Source organism: Chryseobacterium gotjawalense, assembly GCF_030012525.1.
Classification (GTDB): Bacteria; Bacteroidota; Bacteroidia; order Flavobacteriales; family Weeksellaceae; genus Kaistella; species Kaistella gotjawalense.
Window position 1 is genome coordinate 642204 of the sequence record NZ_CP124855.1, and the last position, 16315, is coordinate 658518.

At 38.3% G+C, this 16315-nt stretch carries 15 protein-coding genes; 6 read left to right on the plus strand and 9 right to left on the minus strand.

The annotated features are described in order from the left end of the window. The first annotated feature begins 322 nt into the window (after positions 1-322). The 5 genes from QGN23_RS02860 to typA all read left to right on the plus strand — a co-directional run bounded on the left by QGN23_RS02860 (position 323) and on the right by typA (position 5714). Entirely contained in the window at positions 323-688 is a 366-nt protein-coding gene (locus tag QGN23_RS02860) for a BlaI/MecI/CopY family transcriptional regulator (protein ID WP_282905527.1), read from the plus strand. After that, positions 688-2457: a M56 family metallopeptidase gene (locus QGN23_RS02865; RefSeq protein WP_282905528.1), complete on the plus strand. Its 1770-nt coding sequence runs from the start codon at positions 688-690 to the stop codon at positions 2455-2457. Before QGN23_RS02860 ends, QGN23_RS02865 begins: the two co-directional genes overlap by 1 nt. A gap of 57 nt (positions 2458-2514) precedes the next feature. After that, positions 2515-3378, plus strand: a complete 864-nt coding sequence (locus QGN23_RS02870; RefSeq protein WP_282905529.1) for a GLPGLI family protein — start codon at positions 2515-2517, stop codon at positions 3376-3378. 86 nt (positions 3379-3464) lie between these two features. After that, positions 3465-3701 (plus strand): YdcH family protein, encoded by a 237-nt coding sequence (locus tag QGN23_RS02875; RefSeq protein ID WP_282905530.1) that lies wholly within the window; start codon positions 3465-3467, stop codon positions 3699-3701. A 204-nt stretch (positions 3702-3905) separates the two neighbouring features. Continuing rightward, positions 3906-5714 carry a translational GTPase TypA gene (typA, locus tag QGN23_RS02880; RefSeq protein WP_282905531.1) on the plus strand — a complete coding sequence of 603 codons (1809 nt, stop codon included), beginning with the start codon at positions 3906-3908 and terminating at the stop codon, positions 5712-5714. A 188-nt stretch (positions 5715-5902) separates the two neighbouring features. Here typA and QGN23_RS02885 read toward each other — a convergent pair whose 3' ends face one another. The 9 genes from QGN23_RS02885 to QGN23_RS02925 all read right to left on the minus strand — a co-directional run bounded on the left by QGN23_RS02885 (position 5903) and on the right by QGN23_RS02925 (position 13616). Next, positions 5903-6742, minus strand: coding sequence for a polysaccharide deacetylase family protein (locus tag QGN23_RS02885; RefSeq protein WP_282905532.1), 840 nt, complete (start codon positions 6740-6742; stop codon positions 5903-5905). A gap of 15 nt (positions 6743-6757) precedes the next feature. Next, complete coding sequence (locus QGN23_RS02890) at positions 6758-7864, minus strand: hypothetical protein (RefSeq protein WP_282905533.1); 1107 nt, start codon at positions 7862-7864, stop codon at positions 6758-6760. A 380-nt stretch (positions 7865-8244) separates the two neighbouring features. Beyond that, positions 8245-9198 (minus strand): zinc-binding dehydrogenase, encoded by a 954-nt coding sequence (locus QGN23_RS02895; protein WP_282905534.1) that lies wholly within the window; start codon positions 9196-9198, stop codon positions 8245-8247. Positions 9199-9526: 328 nt separating this feature from the next. Beyond that, positions 9527-9715 (minus strand): hypothetical protein, encoded by a 189-nt coding sequence (locus QGN23_RS02900; protein WP_282905535.1) that lies wholly within the window; start codon positions 9713-9715, stop codon positions 9527-9529. An 83-nt stretch (positions 9716-9798) separates the two neighbouring features. After that, entirely contained in the window at positions 9799-10365 is a 567-nt protein-coding gene (locus QGN23_RS02905; protein ID WP_282905536.1) for an REP-associated tyrosine transposase, read from the minus strand. A 105-nt stretch (positions 10366-10470) separates the two neighbouring features. Beyond that, the gene (locus QGN23_RS02910) at positions 10471-11106 is read right to left on the minus strand and encodes a hypothetical protein (protein WP_282905537.1); all 636 of its coding nucleotides are present in this window, start codon (positions 11104-11106) and stop codon (positions 10471-10473) included. Further along, positions 11097-11576, minus strand: a complete 480-nt coding sequence (locus QGN23_RS02915; protein ID WP_282905538.1) for a hypothetical protein — start codon at positions 11574-11576, stop codon at positions 11097-11099. Before QGN23_RS02915 ends, QGN23_RS02910 begins: the two co-directional genes overlap by 10 nt. 14 nt (positions 11577-11590) lie before the next feature. After that, a complete protein-coding gene (locus tag QGN23_RS02920) occupies positions 11591-12577 on the minus strand; it encodes a transglycosylase domain-containing protein (RefSeq protein ID WP_282905539.1) in 987 nt (328 codons plus the stop codon). A gap of 76 nt (positions 12578-12653) precedes the next feature. Then, the gene (locus tag QGN23_RS02925; protein WP_282905540.1) at positions 12654-13616 is read right to left on the minus strand and encodes an SPFH domain-containing protein; all 963 of its coding nucleotides are present in this window, start codon (positions 13614-13616) and stop codon (positions 12654-12656) included. A 994-nt stretch (positions 13617-14610) separates the two neighbouring features. Here QGN23_RS02925 and QGN23_RS02930 point away from each other — a divergent pair. Further along, entirely contained in the window at positions 14611-16185 is a 1575-nt protein-coding gene (locus QGN23_RS02930) for a glycoside hydrolase family 10 protein (RefSeq protein WP_282905541.1), read from the plus strand. Positions 16186-16315: the final 130 nt, after the last annotated feature.

Below are 16315 nucleotides of genomic sequence, written 5' to 3' on the forward strand. Positions count from 1 at the left end.
CAAAGTTTAAAATTCAAGGTTTAATGTCGTCATTAAACCCATTAAATTGCGAGTTCGCAAAGATAAAGATTTTGAGTGAGTTATAGAATAAAAAAATCTGCCTTTTCAAGAAAGTGAATTTAATGGGATTTGAGAATTTGACGCATTTTCGGAAACAGCACTTCTGCTTCGTCCTCACTTGCCCTAATCTGTTTTTTAGTCTAAAATGGTAATTAATGTTATTGGTAATCAACTAAGTACATAAATAATAAACTTATCACTACAAAAATAGTTGTACATTCAAAATTAAATTCTACATTTGTATCACTAAACAAATAGTGATATGCAGATTTCTCAATTAACAAAAGCCGAAGAGCAGGTGATGCACTACCTTTGGGATTTGAAAAAAGCTTTTCTTAAAGACGTTCTCGAGCAGTTTCCGGAACCCAAACCGCACACCAATACCGTCTCTACCATTTTGAAAGTTTTAAAAGAAAAAGACTTCGTCGATTACAAAGTTTTCGGGAGACAACATGAATATTTCCCGTTGATTTCCAAAGAAAAATACAGCGGAAAATCGATGAAAAGTCTGGTGAAAAATTATTTTGAAGGTTCTTATAAAAACGCCGTTTCTTTTCTGGTGGAGAAAAACCAAATGAGCGTTGAAGACCTCGAAATGTTACTCGATGAACTTAAAAACAAAGACTGATGGAAGCGCTGTTTTTTTATTTCGGGAAAGTTATTTTATGTTCCGGTGTAACATTTCTGTACTATCGGTTGTTTCTTAAAGACAGGACTTTTCATCATTACAACCGGTTTTATTTGCTCGCCGCGGTGCTGATCAGTCTGTTGCTGCCTTTACTGAAAGTGAGTTATTTTACACTTGAAGTAAACAGCAATATGTATTTATTAATTAATCGCTTACAAAATTTAAGTTCACCTGATAATTCAAACGATGATTTCAATTATTTTCAAATTTGCGCTTTTCTTACTGGACTGGTTACTTTCTTTTTTCTAACGAAATTAACCGTTGGACTGGCTAAAATTCACCTTTTTAAAAAGAAATACACCAAAGAAAATTTCGAAGGTATCAGCTTTTATCAGACCGATTTGGTGGAAGCTCCATTCTCCTATTTCAAAAATTTATTCTGGAAAAACTCGATTGCCATTCATTCGGATTTAGGACGGCAAATATTGAAGCACGAAATGGTTCACATCGAGCAGAGACATTCCTGGGACAAAATTTTTATAGAAATCATTACTGCCCTCTTCTGGTTTAATCCTTTCATTTATTTGATTAAAAAAGAAATCAATTTAATACACGAATATCTGGCTGATAAAAAAGCCGTAACAAATTCGGACACAAAAGCATTTGCGCAGATGCTTTTAGCCAGTCACTTTTCCGGAAAAGAGTTTCAGGCGACCAGTCCGTTTCTTAGTTCTAACCTCAAAAAAAGATTAACAATGCTAAAAAAATCAAAAACAAAATTCAGTTATGCGCGGCGGATTCTAGCGTTGCCATTATTGTTTACGCTCGCATTTATGTATTTGGTGAATGCGAAAAATAAAGAGATTGCAGCCACCAATCAGGAAATAACAGATTATGTCTCCACTCTTAAAAAAGATACCATTCCGCCGCCTCCACCTCCGCCGGCACCCGTTAATGAAGAGCCACCCGGTCTTCAGGAAATAGAAAAGCAGCTTCAGATTAAAGAGAAAGAACTGAAGCCGATGAACGAGGCAATCACCAAAAAAAGCGAAGAAGCGCAAAAACTCAGTGCAGAAATGCAGCTTAAAAATAAGGAGTTAGAAAAACTGGTAAAGAACAACGATTTTAACAGCCCTAAATTCAAAAAGCTTGAAAAAGAAATGAATGCACTGGGGGACAAAATGAATCTGATCTTCGAAAGCGAAGACTTCAAAAATTCCATGAAAAACCTGGATTTCAATCAGGCAGAAATGGATAAACTCTATTCCAAGATTAATCAATACTACAATTCTGATGAGTTTAAACTCAAAATAAAAGACGCAGAAGCCCGCGCAAAAGAAGCAGAAAAAATGGTGAATTCTCCTGCATTTAAAAGGAAAATTAAAGCAGCAGAAAAACAGGCTTTACAGGCTGAGAAAAAAATAAATTCTCCGGAGTTTAAAAAAAGAATTGAAGAAGCCGAAAAACGCGCGAACGAAGCTGCAGATAAAGTAGTGAATTCCGTAGAATTAAAAAAGAGAATTCAGGAGGCTGAAGAAACCGCAAAGCTGGCTGCCGAAAACGGAAATTCGAAAATCATCATTTTGAACAGCAACGGAAAAAAAGGCAATTCAGATGCTGATAATATCCAGATTTTTATCGACGGAAAAACTGTAACCAAAGCAGAAATGGAGAATTTATCTCCAGACAGAATCGAAAAAATGGAAGTGAATAAAAAAGGTTACAACGGCACTAAATCGGGAGAAATCCATATCACTACAAAGAAATAACTCATCATCAATTGCCAGAGTTCAAAAGCTCTGGCAGTTTTTATAAAAAAATCATTTATGAAAAAATACTTTCCCCTTTTCCTGTTAATCTGCAACTTCTTTTTTGCCCAAAATCAGCGTTTCAGTTATGAATATCAGTTCGTAAAAGATACCTTAAATAAACAGGAAATTACCAAAGAACTGATGAATCTTGATATCACCAATGAAGGCTCCAGTTTTTACAGTCACGACACGCATGTTTCAGATTCTACGATGAATACTTATTTTGAAAAGCAAATCAAAACTTCCGGCTCAATGAATGTTGATATGAAGATGATGTCGCAGAGAAAAGGAAGCGTGAGATATAAAATCTTTAAAAAATATCCTGATTTTAAAATAGCTGCATCCATCAAAATGGGAATGGATTCTTATCAGGTTTCTGATGACCGGAAAATGGTCTGGACTATTTTGCCTGATCAACAAAAAATCGGTGAATTCAATGCGCAAAAAGCCACTACAGACTTTGCCGGAAGAAAATGGGTGGCGTGGTTTTCTCATGAACTCCCTTTCCAGGATGGGCCTTACAAATTCCACGGTTTACCGGGATTAATTGTAAAACTTGAAGATCTCACAAAAACACATCAGTTTGAGTTAGTCGGTATTTCGAAGTTTACTCCTGTAGCAGAAAAAATTTCAGAATTTGGAGTGAAAAAGAAAGATATCGAAATCAGTCAAAAGCAGTACAGAAAGATCTATTCAGAAGACCGGAATGATCCTGCAAAAGTCATTAAGCAGGCATTGGCAAACGGAGCTGTTTTTCAACTGACTGATCAGAACGGAAACAATATCTCTACGGCAGAAATGATTAAAAACAAAGAGCAAGGTGCAAAAGCAAAAAATGCGAAAGACAATAATATCATTGAACTCGATCTGCTGAAATAAATCATTAAATTCAGAATCATTTTCATCATTACAACATTGAAAATTTCCTTAACTTTAATGTATTAAAAAATTAAATATTTAAAGTCATGGAAAATCACAACCTTACCCACGAATTCCCTGAACTGGAAGATAAAATCAATGTGCTTAAGCTGAATGATGAAATCTTCAAAAAAATGTATGTGAATTATGAAGAAGTAAATGCCCTCATTCAGCATTACGAAGAAGGCGAACAGAATCATACAACCGATGAACATTTAACAGCATTGCGCAAAAAAAGAGTTCATTTAAAAGATGATGTGTACTCCTATTTAAAACAGAATTAAAATTTGACCTACTCATTTATTTCAAAGCGGCTTGAAAAGGCCGCTTTTATTGTTGTGTTTTGCCAATATTTAGCTTAAAATAAAGGTGTTTTCAAACTTATTATTAAATTTTCTATAAAGTTTAACATATTTTTTTATTAAATTAAGCAACTTATAAAAGAAATTGACGAAAAAAGATTACTTTTGCACCGTCAAAAAACGAATATGCAAAACATTAGAAATATCGCAATTATTGCGCACGTTGACCACGGTAAAACGACTTTGGTTGACAAAATCATCCACGCAACCAGTGTTTTCCGTGAAAATCAGGCAGATTCAGGTGATCTGATCATGGACAACAATGATTTGGAACGTGAAAGAGGAATTACGATTTTATCGAAAAATATTTCGGTAATGTACAAAGGCACCAAAATTAATGTAATTGATACGCCTGGTCACGCCGATTTCGGTGGTGAAGTAGAAAGAGTTCTGAAAATGGCCGACGGAGTTTTACTTTTAGTAGATGCTTTTGAAGGACCGATGCCTCAGACCCGTTTTGTATTACACAAAGCATTGGAATTAGGGTTGAAGCCTATCGTGGTGATCAACAAAGTAGACAAACCAAACTGTCGTCCTGATGAAGTTCACGATAAAGTTTTTGATTTGTTCTTTAACTTGGAAGCAACAGAAGAGCAACTGGATTTCCCAACCTTCTATGGTTCATCTAAACAGGGTTGGTTCAACACGAGTTTAGAGCCTGCAGAAGATATTACACCGCTATTAGACGGGATCATTCAATATGTACCGGAACCGGAAACTTATGAAGGAAGCCTGCAAATGCAGATTACTTCATTGGATTTTTCTTCTTTCTTAGGGAGAATCGCTATCGGAAAAATCAGAAGAAATTCTATTAAAGAAGGTCAGACAATCGGTTTAGCACAGGAAGACGGTAAAGTTATCAGAGGTAAAGTAAAAGAATTATACGTTTTCGAAGGTTTAGGTAAAAAGAAAGTTCAGGAAGTTCAGGCCGGAGATATCTGTGCGATTGTTGGATTTGATAAATTTCAGATTGGCGATTCATTCGTAGATCTGGAAAATCCGGAACCATTGCCAAGAACTGCAATTGATGAACCGACTTTGAACATGACGTTCTCGATTAACAACTCTCCTTTCTTCGGAAAAGATGGTAAATATGTAACTTCAAATCACCTGAAAGAAAGGTTGTACAAGGAGTTAGAGAAAAACTTAGCCCTTAAAGTTGAACCTACTGAAGACGCGAATACATTCCTGGTATTCGGTAGAGGTATTCTTCACCTTTCTGTTTTGATCGAAACGATGAGAAGAGAAGGTTATGAAATGACGATTGGTCAGCCACAGGTTATCTTGAGAGAAATCGACGGAGTAAAATGTGAGCCTTATGAATCAATGGTGGTTGATGTACCTGAAGAATTTGCTTCAAGAGTAATCGATTTGGCTACTCAGAGAAAAGGAGATCTTCACATCATGGAAACCAAAGGTGAAATGCAGCACATGGAATTCGAAATTCCTTCAAGAGGATTGATCGGATTGCGTTCTCAAATGTTGACCGCTACAGCTGGTGAAGCGATTATGGCACACCGTTTTGTTGATTACAAGCCTTTCAAAGGAGCAATCCCTGGAAGACAGGTTGGTGTTTTGGTAAGTAAAGGTCAGGGACCGGCTACTGAATATTCCATCGCAAAACTTCAGGACAGAGGTAAATTCTTTGTTGATCCGGGTGAGGAAATCTACGAAGGTATGATCATCGGTGAGCAGAACAAACCGGGAGATTTGGTGGTAAACATCGTTGAAGCAAAACAGCTGAACAACATGCGTGCATCAGGAAAAGATAAAGACGGAAGCATCGCTCCAAAGCAACTGTTCTCTCTGGAAGAATGTATGGAATACATCCAGGGTGACGAAGCGATCGAGGTAACTCCAAACTTCATCAGAATGCGTAAAAAAATTCTTTCTGAAAACGAAAGAAAACGTATTGAAAGAGGCGCAAAAGGATAAGTCACTTAAAATAGTATAAGCAAAAGCCCCAGTTTTATTGGGGCTTTTTTTTGTTTATTATTTAGCATGAGTAAATGAAATAATTATGCGATGTCGGAATATCGCGTATTTCAGCGTAACAGAATCTTCAAAATAGCTGCAAAAACACCTCTGCAAGGGTTTTCTTCTTTCCTAAACCCTGATCTGTTTCAGTGAAAAGAAGAATGTACAGCGTTCATCATCCCTTGTGTTGACCAGGTTCCGGAAACAATCATACGTCTGATGGTGTATAATGGATCTGCAGGATCTCTTTTGGTAGACAGGATATAAGCCATTTTATAATCACTCTTTTTTATTTCAGCGATGGCTGCGGTATTCCATACTCCATTTGGATAAGCAAAATCCGTTACCGGTTTACCTGTGATTTCCTCCAGTTGAGCCTTTGGTTTTACTAGTTGTGTAACCCAGTCGTCTCCCTTGTATTTAGTGACCATGTGGTGATCCCAGGTATGTGCGCCTATAACATGGCCGCCGTCCGATAAGCTTTTGATTTCCTCTTTGCTCATATATCCGGGACGGTTAATAGAAACGGTCATGATAAAAAACACGCCTTTGAAACCGTATTTCTTCATCTCGGTAGCGCCAATACTGAACTGCGCTTCCCTCGTATCATCAAAGGTGATCATGATTGGTTTTTCGGGTAATGGGCCGTCAAAAACTAAATAATTATACAGCTGTTCCGGCAAAACGGTTTGGTATCCCGCATCGGCCAAGGCTTTCATCTGTTCTGCAAAAGCAGCAGGTTTTACGCTATATACTTTTGTGTTTTCACCCGCGCTGGCACTGAAATCCTTTATATTATGATAGCATAAAACAGGCACTTCTTTTCTCGACAGAACAGTCGCTGCATCGGCCATGACTTTTTTTTGCAATGCGGTTTTTGCGGGAGCGGCAATAAGTGGCATCCCGGCAGTTATTTTACCGGGTTCCGGTTGACAGCCGGCCCATAAAAACAACCCAACAAAAACGGACTCAAGAATATTTTTCATCAGTCAAAAATTAAATTACTGGTACTGGATGTAAATTGGTATCGGAGTGAATTTCATTAATTCTTCGGGAGTGTACAATTTCGCATCATTTTTATAGAATAACTTGAAACCGGTAAACTGCACAGGTTCTCTATAAATATAACTCACATAAGAGTCTTTTTTTAAGCTTTTACTTCCAAAACCATCCATATTCATGACGATCTGGACTTCGGGAACGGTTTTGATTTCTTTATAATTTTTCACCATTGCCTGAGTAAACCGGTGGACCACCAATATTTTTGGAGGCAACTTGTTTTTCCTTACGATTTTCACCAGAATATCAATGGCATCATTAATATCTGCGGCATTAAAATACCCAATTTTGGAACCCGGCCGCTCTCCGTTTTTCATCGAGAATTCGGGATCAATGCCGAGATGTACATTGGGCTTAGAAAGGTATTGTTCCAGTTCTGTCACTTCCGCTTTCACGGAGCTGTGTCCCACCTGAATGTCCAGAAACACCAGCGCATTGATGGGTTTTGCCCAACTGATAATCGTATCGATTTGGTTAAAAGGCATTCGCAGGCGGTGCATATTATTTTTTCCCGGTGCACCCTGAGCCGTAACCGCAATATAGTGCAAAGCAGGAATTGTCTGTACCGTAGCATCTATCGCTTTCCATTTGGCTATTTCGCTTTCCAGTTTCGCCAGCATTTCTTTTCGGGGCAGTTCCCCTAGGATTCCCATTCTTGCCGAATATAAATTTCCGTAAAAGGCAACAATTCTATGGTAGGGCAATAACGCTCCGGGCAAAGGATAAGGCGCTTTTACAGGCCATCTGCCGCTGGTGTCACTGTTGCTTAAGGCGATAATTCTTTTATTGAAATCGGCCGTATCAATATCAATGGTGTGCACTGTTTTTTTCTCTACGGAATCCCTTTTTCCGGTTTCCGATTTCTCTGTTCCGTTTACCGTTTCGGCCGATTTGCCGCCATTGCAGGCTACAGTATTTAAAAACAATAAAGTGAGGGTGAAAAATGTAAGAAGGTCGCAACAGGTTTTCCCCGTGAACATACAATCCACCACAGCAGGAGCTACCAAATGTGGTTTTTCCTGATCCCTGATGACGCACCCGGCTTTCATTGTTGTGTTTTATCAAAGATAGTGATTTTTTAGAAAGCTGAGAGTCAGGATATTTTGTGCAGTGGGGTGTATTTTATCGAAGATAATGATTTTTCAGAACCCTCAAACTCAGGAGACTTTTCGCAGCGGCAGACATTACTTACCCTTTCCTTTGACATTCCTTTGACATTCCTTTGACATTCCTTTGCAACCGGCAAATATGCCGTATAAAAACACGCGAAACAGGCAAAATTGAACTTTACTGAACCGCAGAGGCTTTTTTAGACAAAATACAATTGTGCGATCTTATGGTGGCCATGCGAAAGGATTCGGCAGCGGCGAGATCGCTAAAAAAAAAGGTTCCGCATTTGCAGAACCTTTTCAATTTGTTTGATGGATGATCAGTCCTGGATTGCAACCAGTCGGCCTTTTACGCCGCCTTTGTGCAGTCTTTCGAGGCCTTCCGCCACTTCCTCAAATTTTATTTCGGTAAGATCGGCATCGAGTTTCCCTTCTGCCATCAGGCGGTACACATTCGCAATGTCCTGTCCGTCGCCACCCTGGCTGCCGCGTAGGGTTACCCTTTTCAGGATTAAAGTTCTGGTATTGATGGTCGATTCCAGTTTGCCCATGCCCACCTGTACCACCGTTCCGTCGGGTGCGATGGCTTCAATGGCTTCAGCGGTGGTGGTTCCGAAACCTGCAAAATCTACAATCAGCTGACAGCCCACAGGTTCGAGGTCCATCACCTTGTCAAAAACCTCCCTGCAGCCCATTTCCATGGCGAGTTCGCGGGCTTCAGGACTTAAATCTACAGCGTAAACTTCGGCACCTTCGGCAATGGCTGCGCGTGCACCGAACTGTCCGAGTCCACCAATTCCTATAATCCCGATTTTCATCCCGGCTTTTGCGCCTCCCGTACGGAAGATCGCGTGGTAAGAGGTCATGCCTGCATCAGTAGCCGCTGCTCCCTGGGCAAAAGTGACTCCGGCGGGCATTGGCACCAGCTGCACTGCCGGAACCGAGAGTTTTGTCGCGTAACCGCCATCGCGCTGGTAACCTATTGCAGCTCCTGTTTCAGGGTGAATGGGTGCAACGCCAACACGGTCGCCAATTTTGTAGCCTTCAACGCCCTGACCGACTTCAGAGATCACGCCCGCACATTCGTGACCGAAAATAAGCGGGGCAGCGGTAATGATGTGCATCCATCCTTCATCTTCAAGCGCTCCCACATCGGAATGACAGAGTCCTGAAGCCTTAATGTCGATGACGACCTCACCGGGTGCAGCTACAGGGTCGGGTTTTTCGATCAGTTCAATCGGCACATGTGTTTTGGTAAATTTCCAGCCTTTCATAATATTATCATTTTTTGTTAGACAATTATTTCTTTTAAAGTTACGCTTTAAAAAAACCTGCCGCTTCCGTAATCTGAAAAAAAATCACTGATTTATCTCAGTTTTTCTCCTGCATCCACCAGCCCACTGCTGCGAAGCTGATAAAATAAAGACCATTAGAATTATGGAATTTATAGTTTCGGCTCGTTTGCTGTTATGCTTTACGTAAAAACAGAAAATTATGGGGATATTGTTGTGTGATCTATGGTGACCACGCGAAGGGATTCGCGCGGCAGCTGGGATTTTTTAGATGGCTCCAATCAAAAGTCTTTGCACAGCATTCCCTTCATTAGGTGTTTTTTATGTTTTGTTGTTCTGTCCAAAGCCTTTTATATTTTCTGAATTTCAAAAACAAAATTAAAGTAATTGCTGGGTGAACTATTACAAACAAAACAACATTCAATTGCTGATAGGTAATCCCAAGCATGTTGCTCATTACCTGCATGATTTTTACAGATATCCAAAAAACGGTATCCATATTATTTATTTTGAATTAATTTCACTTTCCAATTCCCGCTGCTGCACGAATCCTTTCGTGTGGCCCCAATATATTAAACAGGATCAAAAATCAAACATCCTGAAAACCTCAATACCATCCAAAAGTCCTTTTTCATCCGAATAATCGATGGCACTGCTGTACCGGTAATCTTCCGCTCTGAAAACCAAACCTGCTTCCACAGGATTCTGATGTACGTAATCTATTTTTTGTTTAATGACACGGTTGCTCCATAATTCAATGGGGTTATTATCGTGGCGCCAAAACTTATAATGAGTGACATTTGAACTTTTTTCTGCTTCTTTCCTGAAAGCCTCCAAAAGAAAATCTTTCCGGCTTTCTTTAGGATGTTCCATAATTGCTTTTACAATTGCTTTGCTGGTAAATCTTTTAAGATCACCGATCAGCAATTCAGGCTTTTGTCCTTTTATACTCCTGAAAACCAAATTAACATGACTGGACATGATGCACCACGCATGAATTTCCAAACCTTTTTCTCTCTGGCAAAACCTTACACTTTCTAAAAATAAATCTTTATACTCGTTTCGGATGAACACATCCAACCAGCCCACAACTGCGAAACTGATAAAATAAAGACCTTCAGGATTATGGAATTTATAGTTTCGGCTCATTTGCGACAATGCTTTACGTAAAAATATTAAATTCTGCTGATATTGTTGTTCGATCTTATTGTGGCCACGCGAAAGGATTCGCGCGGCAGCGGGGTGCAGTGGGGATTATTTAGTTGATAAATACCAATTTGAAGTCCAGAGTAAAAGGATAGAGATTCCGATAATAAATATTTTTCCGCAGGTTTCGCTTTGGATATAGAAATTTATCAATATAAATATAATTAGTGCGATAAGCAGAATTGTTATTATATTTTGCAGAGCTAAAAAAACTATTCCTAGTAGTTTTCGTAATGGATTGTAATTAGAGAACTTTCTATAAAAATTTATTTCATCTTCAATTTTTGATATAAGCTTGTAAAGTTCAATATCAATTTTAGAGATGGTATCTGAAATAAGATCTTTATTATTGGTTTCATCAATAGATATTCTTATAGTATTGTCTAAAATTTCTTTGCTTAAATAGGCTGACTTTCCATCCTTAAGTAAAAGTCCTTGTATTTGTTCTTTAAATTTTAGATTATCGTCCCCTGAGTTAAAATATAGAATTAAAGTAAGTCTATTTTTTATTTCTGTTAATATTTCAATTCTAGTATTATATGTGTTTTCAAATGTAGCTTTCGATTCGGTAATTGGTTTTTCTATGGAAGCTTTTATTATCCATGAAATAAAAGCAATTAAACTAGTTAAGAGGAAAACTATTAAATTTGAATCTGCATTTTTTATTGATTGAATTATATCCATTTATATTCTTTTGGAGGGTTTATCATTGAATAAAAAGCTCTTTTTATATGCTTAAAAATATTTCCTTCTTTTGAATTATCATTTTTAGGGTTTTCATTTCGTAAAAATCCATATGTAGTATCAGCGTGATGAATAATTGCTAATCTCTCTTCATTATTGTTGGTTGTTCCCGTTTTTAAAAAAGCGTTTTCTATATCTATATTAAGTTTATTTCTGAAAATTTTATTCAACACTTTCATCAATTCCTTTTTATCGCTATCAATGTTCTGAGTTAAAAATTTATTATAAGACAAAGTTAATTGAAATAAAGAAATGCCACTTTTAGTGGCTCCTAAAATAGTTGATGGATATGCTTCTTCACACGGTAATTCTAACGTTTCAGAAATAAAATTCAAAGTATCATTTATTCCTATTTTATCTGAAATATTAATAAACGAATTGTTATTCGAGTGAAATAAAGCATCGTCCATATTTAATTTCGGATTTACCCAAGATGCCTCCCTAACATTCCATTGCAGATTGTTCTTATAAGAATCAAATTTTTCCGAACTATGAATTCCTTTCTTTCTAGATAATAAATAAATGGTTTAAGTGTAGAACCTACATTTGATTTAAAGATAAAAGGATAATCAGAACCATAATAACTAGAAAAACCTACCACTTTTTGATTTTTAATTATAACAACCGAAGTTGGGTATTTTGAATCTTGAATAAATTTCTCAGCAAATTTTTGATGGGATTGAGTTAGAGTTGAAATTATAGTCTTCTTATTTACATCAATTTTTTCAGAAATAAACGGGACAACACTCTTTCTCACCAGGGAAATTTTGTTATTTTCAATATTAATTTTCCTTTTTATTAATTTTTTATGTTGATTAGAATTTATGTTTTGGTTTTCTAATAATAAGTCAGAAAGCATCTGCATTCTTTTATTTGTAATTTCAACATTACTTAGATAATAATTTGGACCTCTTAAAATGGTTATTAAAAATAGGATCTCAGAGTTATTTAGTTTTTCAGTTTCTTTGTCAAAATAATACAAGGAGGCAGTTCTTATTCCTCTCAAATTTCTCCCAAAATAAATATTATTAAAATATAAGTTAAGAATATCATCCTTAGAATAATAATGCTCAAGTTCAATTGCTTTTAGTGTTTCTTTAACTTTTCTATGTAATGTTTTTGAGTTGTCTTTTAAAAGATTTCGAGCTAACTGTTGAGATAAAGTACTGCCTCCCTCTAAAATTTTCATATTTACTACGTTTCTAAGGAGTGCTCTTGTTGTTCCCTTAAAATCAATGCCCCTATGATTGTAGAATCTTTTGTCTTCAATTGGAACGATAAATTTCTTAAACGTTTCAGGTATTTTTATTGATTCTGCTTTACATTCATAATTTTCAGAAACCACAGCAAATGCTTTGTTTTTATTTTCATTTTTATTATAAATTACAAAACCTTCAAAATTAGTATTCATAGTAACAAGCGCAATTTTTGTTAAAAAATCTATTATGTAGTAGGTGAGACAAAAATGCTTTAGTGTGATGTATTGGTTACTTCACATTCAACAGCGTATTACTCCCACTCCCCAGCACCGTGCTCGGCATCACGCCATCCCATTTCAGCACACGCTGGTATTCCACATAAGTAGGCGTAATTTCCTGCTGTTTCAGGCTGATGGCTTTTGCCTCGGCCTGCGCTCTGATGACCACAGAAGCGGAATCTCCTTTCGCCAGCTGTATCTTTCTCTGTGCATCCGCCTGCGCAACTCTTGCCTGAGCTTCTGCTTTAATCGCATCAGCATCGGCCGTCGCCTTGTCTTCAATCGACTGGCGGATGGCTTTCGGCGGCTGAATATTGGTTTTCAATTGAGAAACCATAAACCATTTCCCGATTCTTTTATTCACTTCCGAGAGAATTTCTGCCTCATAAGTTTCCCGGTTGTTGAACAGGTAATCAATCGAATGCCGGTTCGCCACATCATTGATGGCCCCGATGATGGCATTGTTCAGCCAGCCTTCCTGTATGGCTTCCAGGCCGCCCTTTTTGTACGTGGATCTCAGGTTGGTAAACATATCCGCCGCCGTAGATTCCTTCACCGAATAGTTGAACGAAGGCTTGATTGGGCATGGGAACCCGCCTTTCGCCACGATAATAGATTCCGGATATTCAATATGCCGCTGGTCGAGCGGAACTTCCTGTATTTCCTGGGTGTATTTGTTATAAAACACGACTCCCGAAACTTCTTCGGTATTCGAAGCGCCTCTTTTATCGCCGAGTAGATTGATGAGAAGTCCTTTGTGACCCACGCTGATGACTTCGTAATTCATGGGTTGAAAAAGCGCCGCAACAACGGCAAGCAGAATAAAAGTAACCGGTTTCCATTTAACGCCAACAGGTTTTTGATTTCCGTTTTTATCCGGTTCAGCGTAGGTTAGGATGTTGAGTTTTTTTGTAATGACTCCAATGGTAACAAGCACCGCGATCATCACCAATAGTAGAAATGTTAGAGACATAAATAGTATTTAAATGTGAAGTTTTAAAGATACTCATTTTAGCGAATCCCGCAAAAAGGGAAACCGTAAAGCAGAAAATGTTTTCCAACCGGTCTGTTAAGAGACCGGGACATTTCGTAAAATATTTTCTCAGTATGCGCTATGGCTCCATCTATTCAACCCCAAAAGCCGCAAAAGATTGACGCAATTTAAGTTGGTCAAAAGTCCAAAAAGCCGCGCACTAATCAACTTTGCCAAAGTTAACAGTATGTGCTGTGGCTCCATCCTATTCAATCCCAAAAGCCGCAAAAGATTGATGCAATTTAAGTTGGTCAAAAGTCCAAAAAAGCCGCGCACTAATCAACTTTGCCAAAGTTTAGAACTTTGGCAAAGTTAACAGTATGCGCTGTGGCTCCATCCTATTCAACCCCAAAAGCCGCAAAAGATTGATGCAATTTAAGTTGGTCAAAAGTTAAAAAAAGCCGCGCATTAATCAACTTTGCCAAAGTTTAGAACTTTGGCAAAGTTAACAGTATGCGCTGTGCCTCCATCCTATTCAACCCCAAAACCCGCAAAAGATTGATGCAATTTAAATTGGTCAAAAGTCCAAAAAAGCCGCGCATTAATCAACTTTGCCAAAGTTACAGTATGTGCTGTGCCTCCATCCTATTCAACCCCAAAACCCACAAAAGATTGATGCAATTTAAGTTGGTCAAAAGTCCAAAAAAGCCGCACATTAATCAACTTTGCCAAAGTTTAGAACTTTGGCAAAGTTAAAGGCTTTCCAAATTTTTATATTTTGAACCATATTTTGAAGGTTGTGCTCGGTTTCTAAAACACCACGACTATTATTTCTTCATTTTTCCGTTAATGTAAATGTCACTACAACACTAAAAACAGGACATGAAAAAGGAGACGCAAAACATTGCGTCTCTTCGTAATATTTTAATTTATGAATTCTCCCCATACAATAACGCCGATTTTTCAGTTCTTATAATAATAGTATTTTTGTACCATGAATATCCGAAACTTACAATATACCCTACTGGTTGCAACAGCAATTTTCATCAATTCCTGTTCTACCCAAAAACCTGCGAAACAGGTTGCTAAAAAGCCAGTGACGACCACGAAACCTTTGCCCGCAAAACCTGGCCAACCTCTGCCTGATTCCGAGAAAAAAATCACCCTCAACCTTCCGGAAGTGAACCGTGAATTCCGGGCTGCGTGGATTGCCACGGTGGCAAATATCAACTGGCCTTCCAAAAACAATCTGACAAGTCAGCAACAAAAAGACGAAGCCATCAAAATTTTGGATCTGTTGAAAGACGCCAATTTCAATGCGGTGATTTTTCAGGCACGTCCTTCTGCAGATGCAATGTATAAAAGCGATCTGGAACCCTGGTCTTATTTCCTGACCGGTTCTATAGGAAAAGCTCCCGCTCCTTTTTATGATCCGTTAGAATTCTGGATTACAGAAGCCCACCGGCGGGGAATGGAACTGCATGTCTGGCTAAATCCCTACCGCGCTCATCACACCACTGGCGGGCCGATTACCGAAGAATCAGTTATTAAGAAAATGCCTGACCAAATCGTCAAACTCCGCAACGGGATGTACTGGATGGATCCGTCTGACGGGAAAACGCAGGATCATGCTTCAAAAGTGATTAAAGATCTGGTCAAACGCTATGATATCGATGCAGTCCATATCGACGATTATTTTTATCCTTATAAAGAATATAATGGCGGGAAAGATTTCCCGGACAACAAAACCTGGAACGATTATCTAAAGCAAGGCGGAAACCTCTCGCGGGCAGACTGGCGAAGAGCAAACGTGAATAAATTCATCAAAAGAATTCATGATGAAATCAAAGCCGAAAAAAGTTACGTGCAGTTTGGAATCAGCCCTTTTGGAATCTGGAAACCCGGTTTTCCGGAAGGAATCAAAGGTTCCTCCCAATATGATGAATTATACGCTGATGCCAAATTATGGCTGAACCAAGGCTGGCTGGATTATTTCTCGCCCCAACTCTACTGGAAAAATGACGGCCCCCAAAGTTTCCCAGCGCTGCTGAAATGGTGGGAAAGTGAGAACACGCAGAAACGTCATCTTTATCCGGGTCTGAACACGATTGGGCTGAATGGTGTGAGTGACCGTCCGGCAGAAATCGTATCCCAAATTAACCTGACGCGCCAGATTTTAAAAAACAATTCGGGCTCGGTACATTACAGCGTCGATGGATTATCAAAAAATGCGGCCATGTTCAACGCGGTGAAAAATGCGTATCAAACGCAGGCATTGATTCCCAGAACACCTTGGATTAAATCAAAACCTTTAGACAAGCCCAATCTTTCTGTTGAAAATAACGGCAATTCTGTGAATATCAAATGGAATGCTTTGGATGCTCCGAATGTTTTTCAATGGATTCTGTATGTGAAAAATGGTGACACCTGGGAAACTGAAATTTTAGAAAAAGATATCGTTTCCAGGAATTTACCTTTAACTAAAAATGGAAAAAAACTGAATACGATTGCACTGAAATCGGTGGACCGGCTAGGAAATGAAAGCGACTATGACGCGAAGAAGCTATAGTAGTAAAACCAGAGGATTTAAGCTAAATAAAAACGGATGATAAATGAATATCAATATTAAAACCACAAAAGTCACAAAAGCTTCATTCAAAAAGTCAGTAAAAAAAGAGCACAAAGTAAAATCTGTAGAT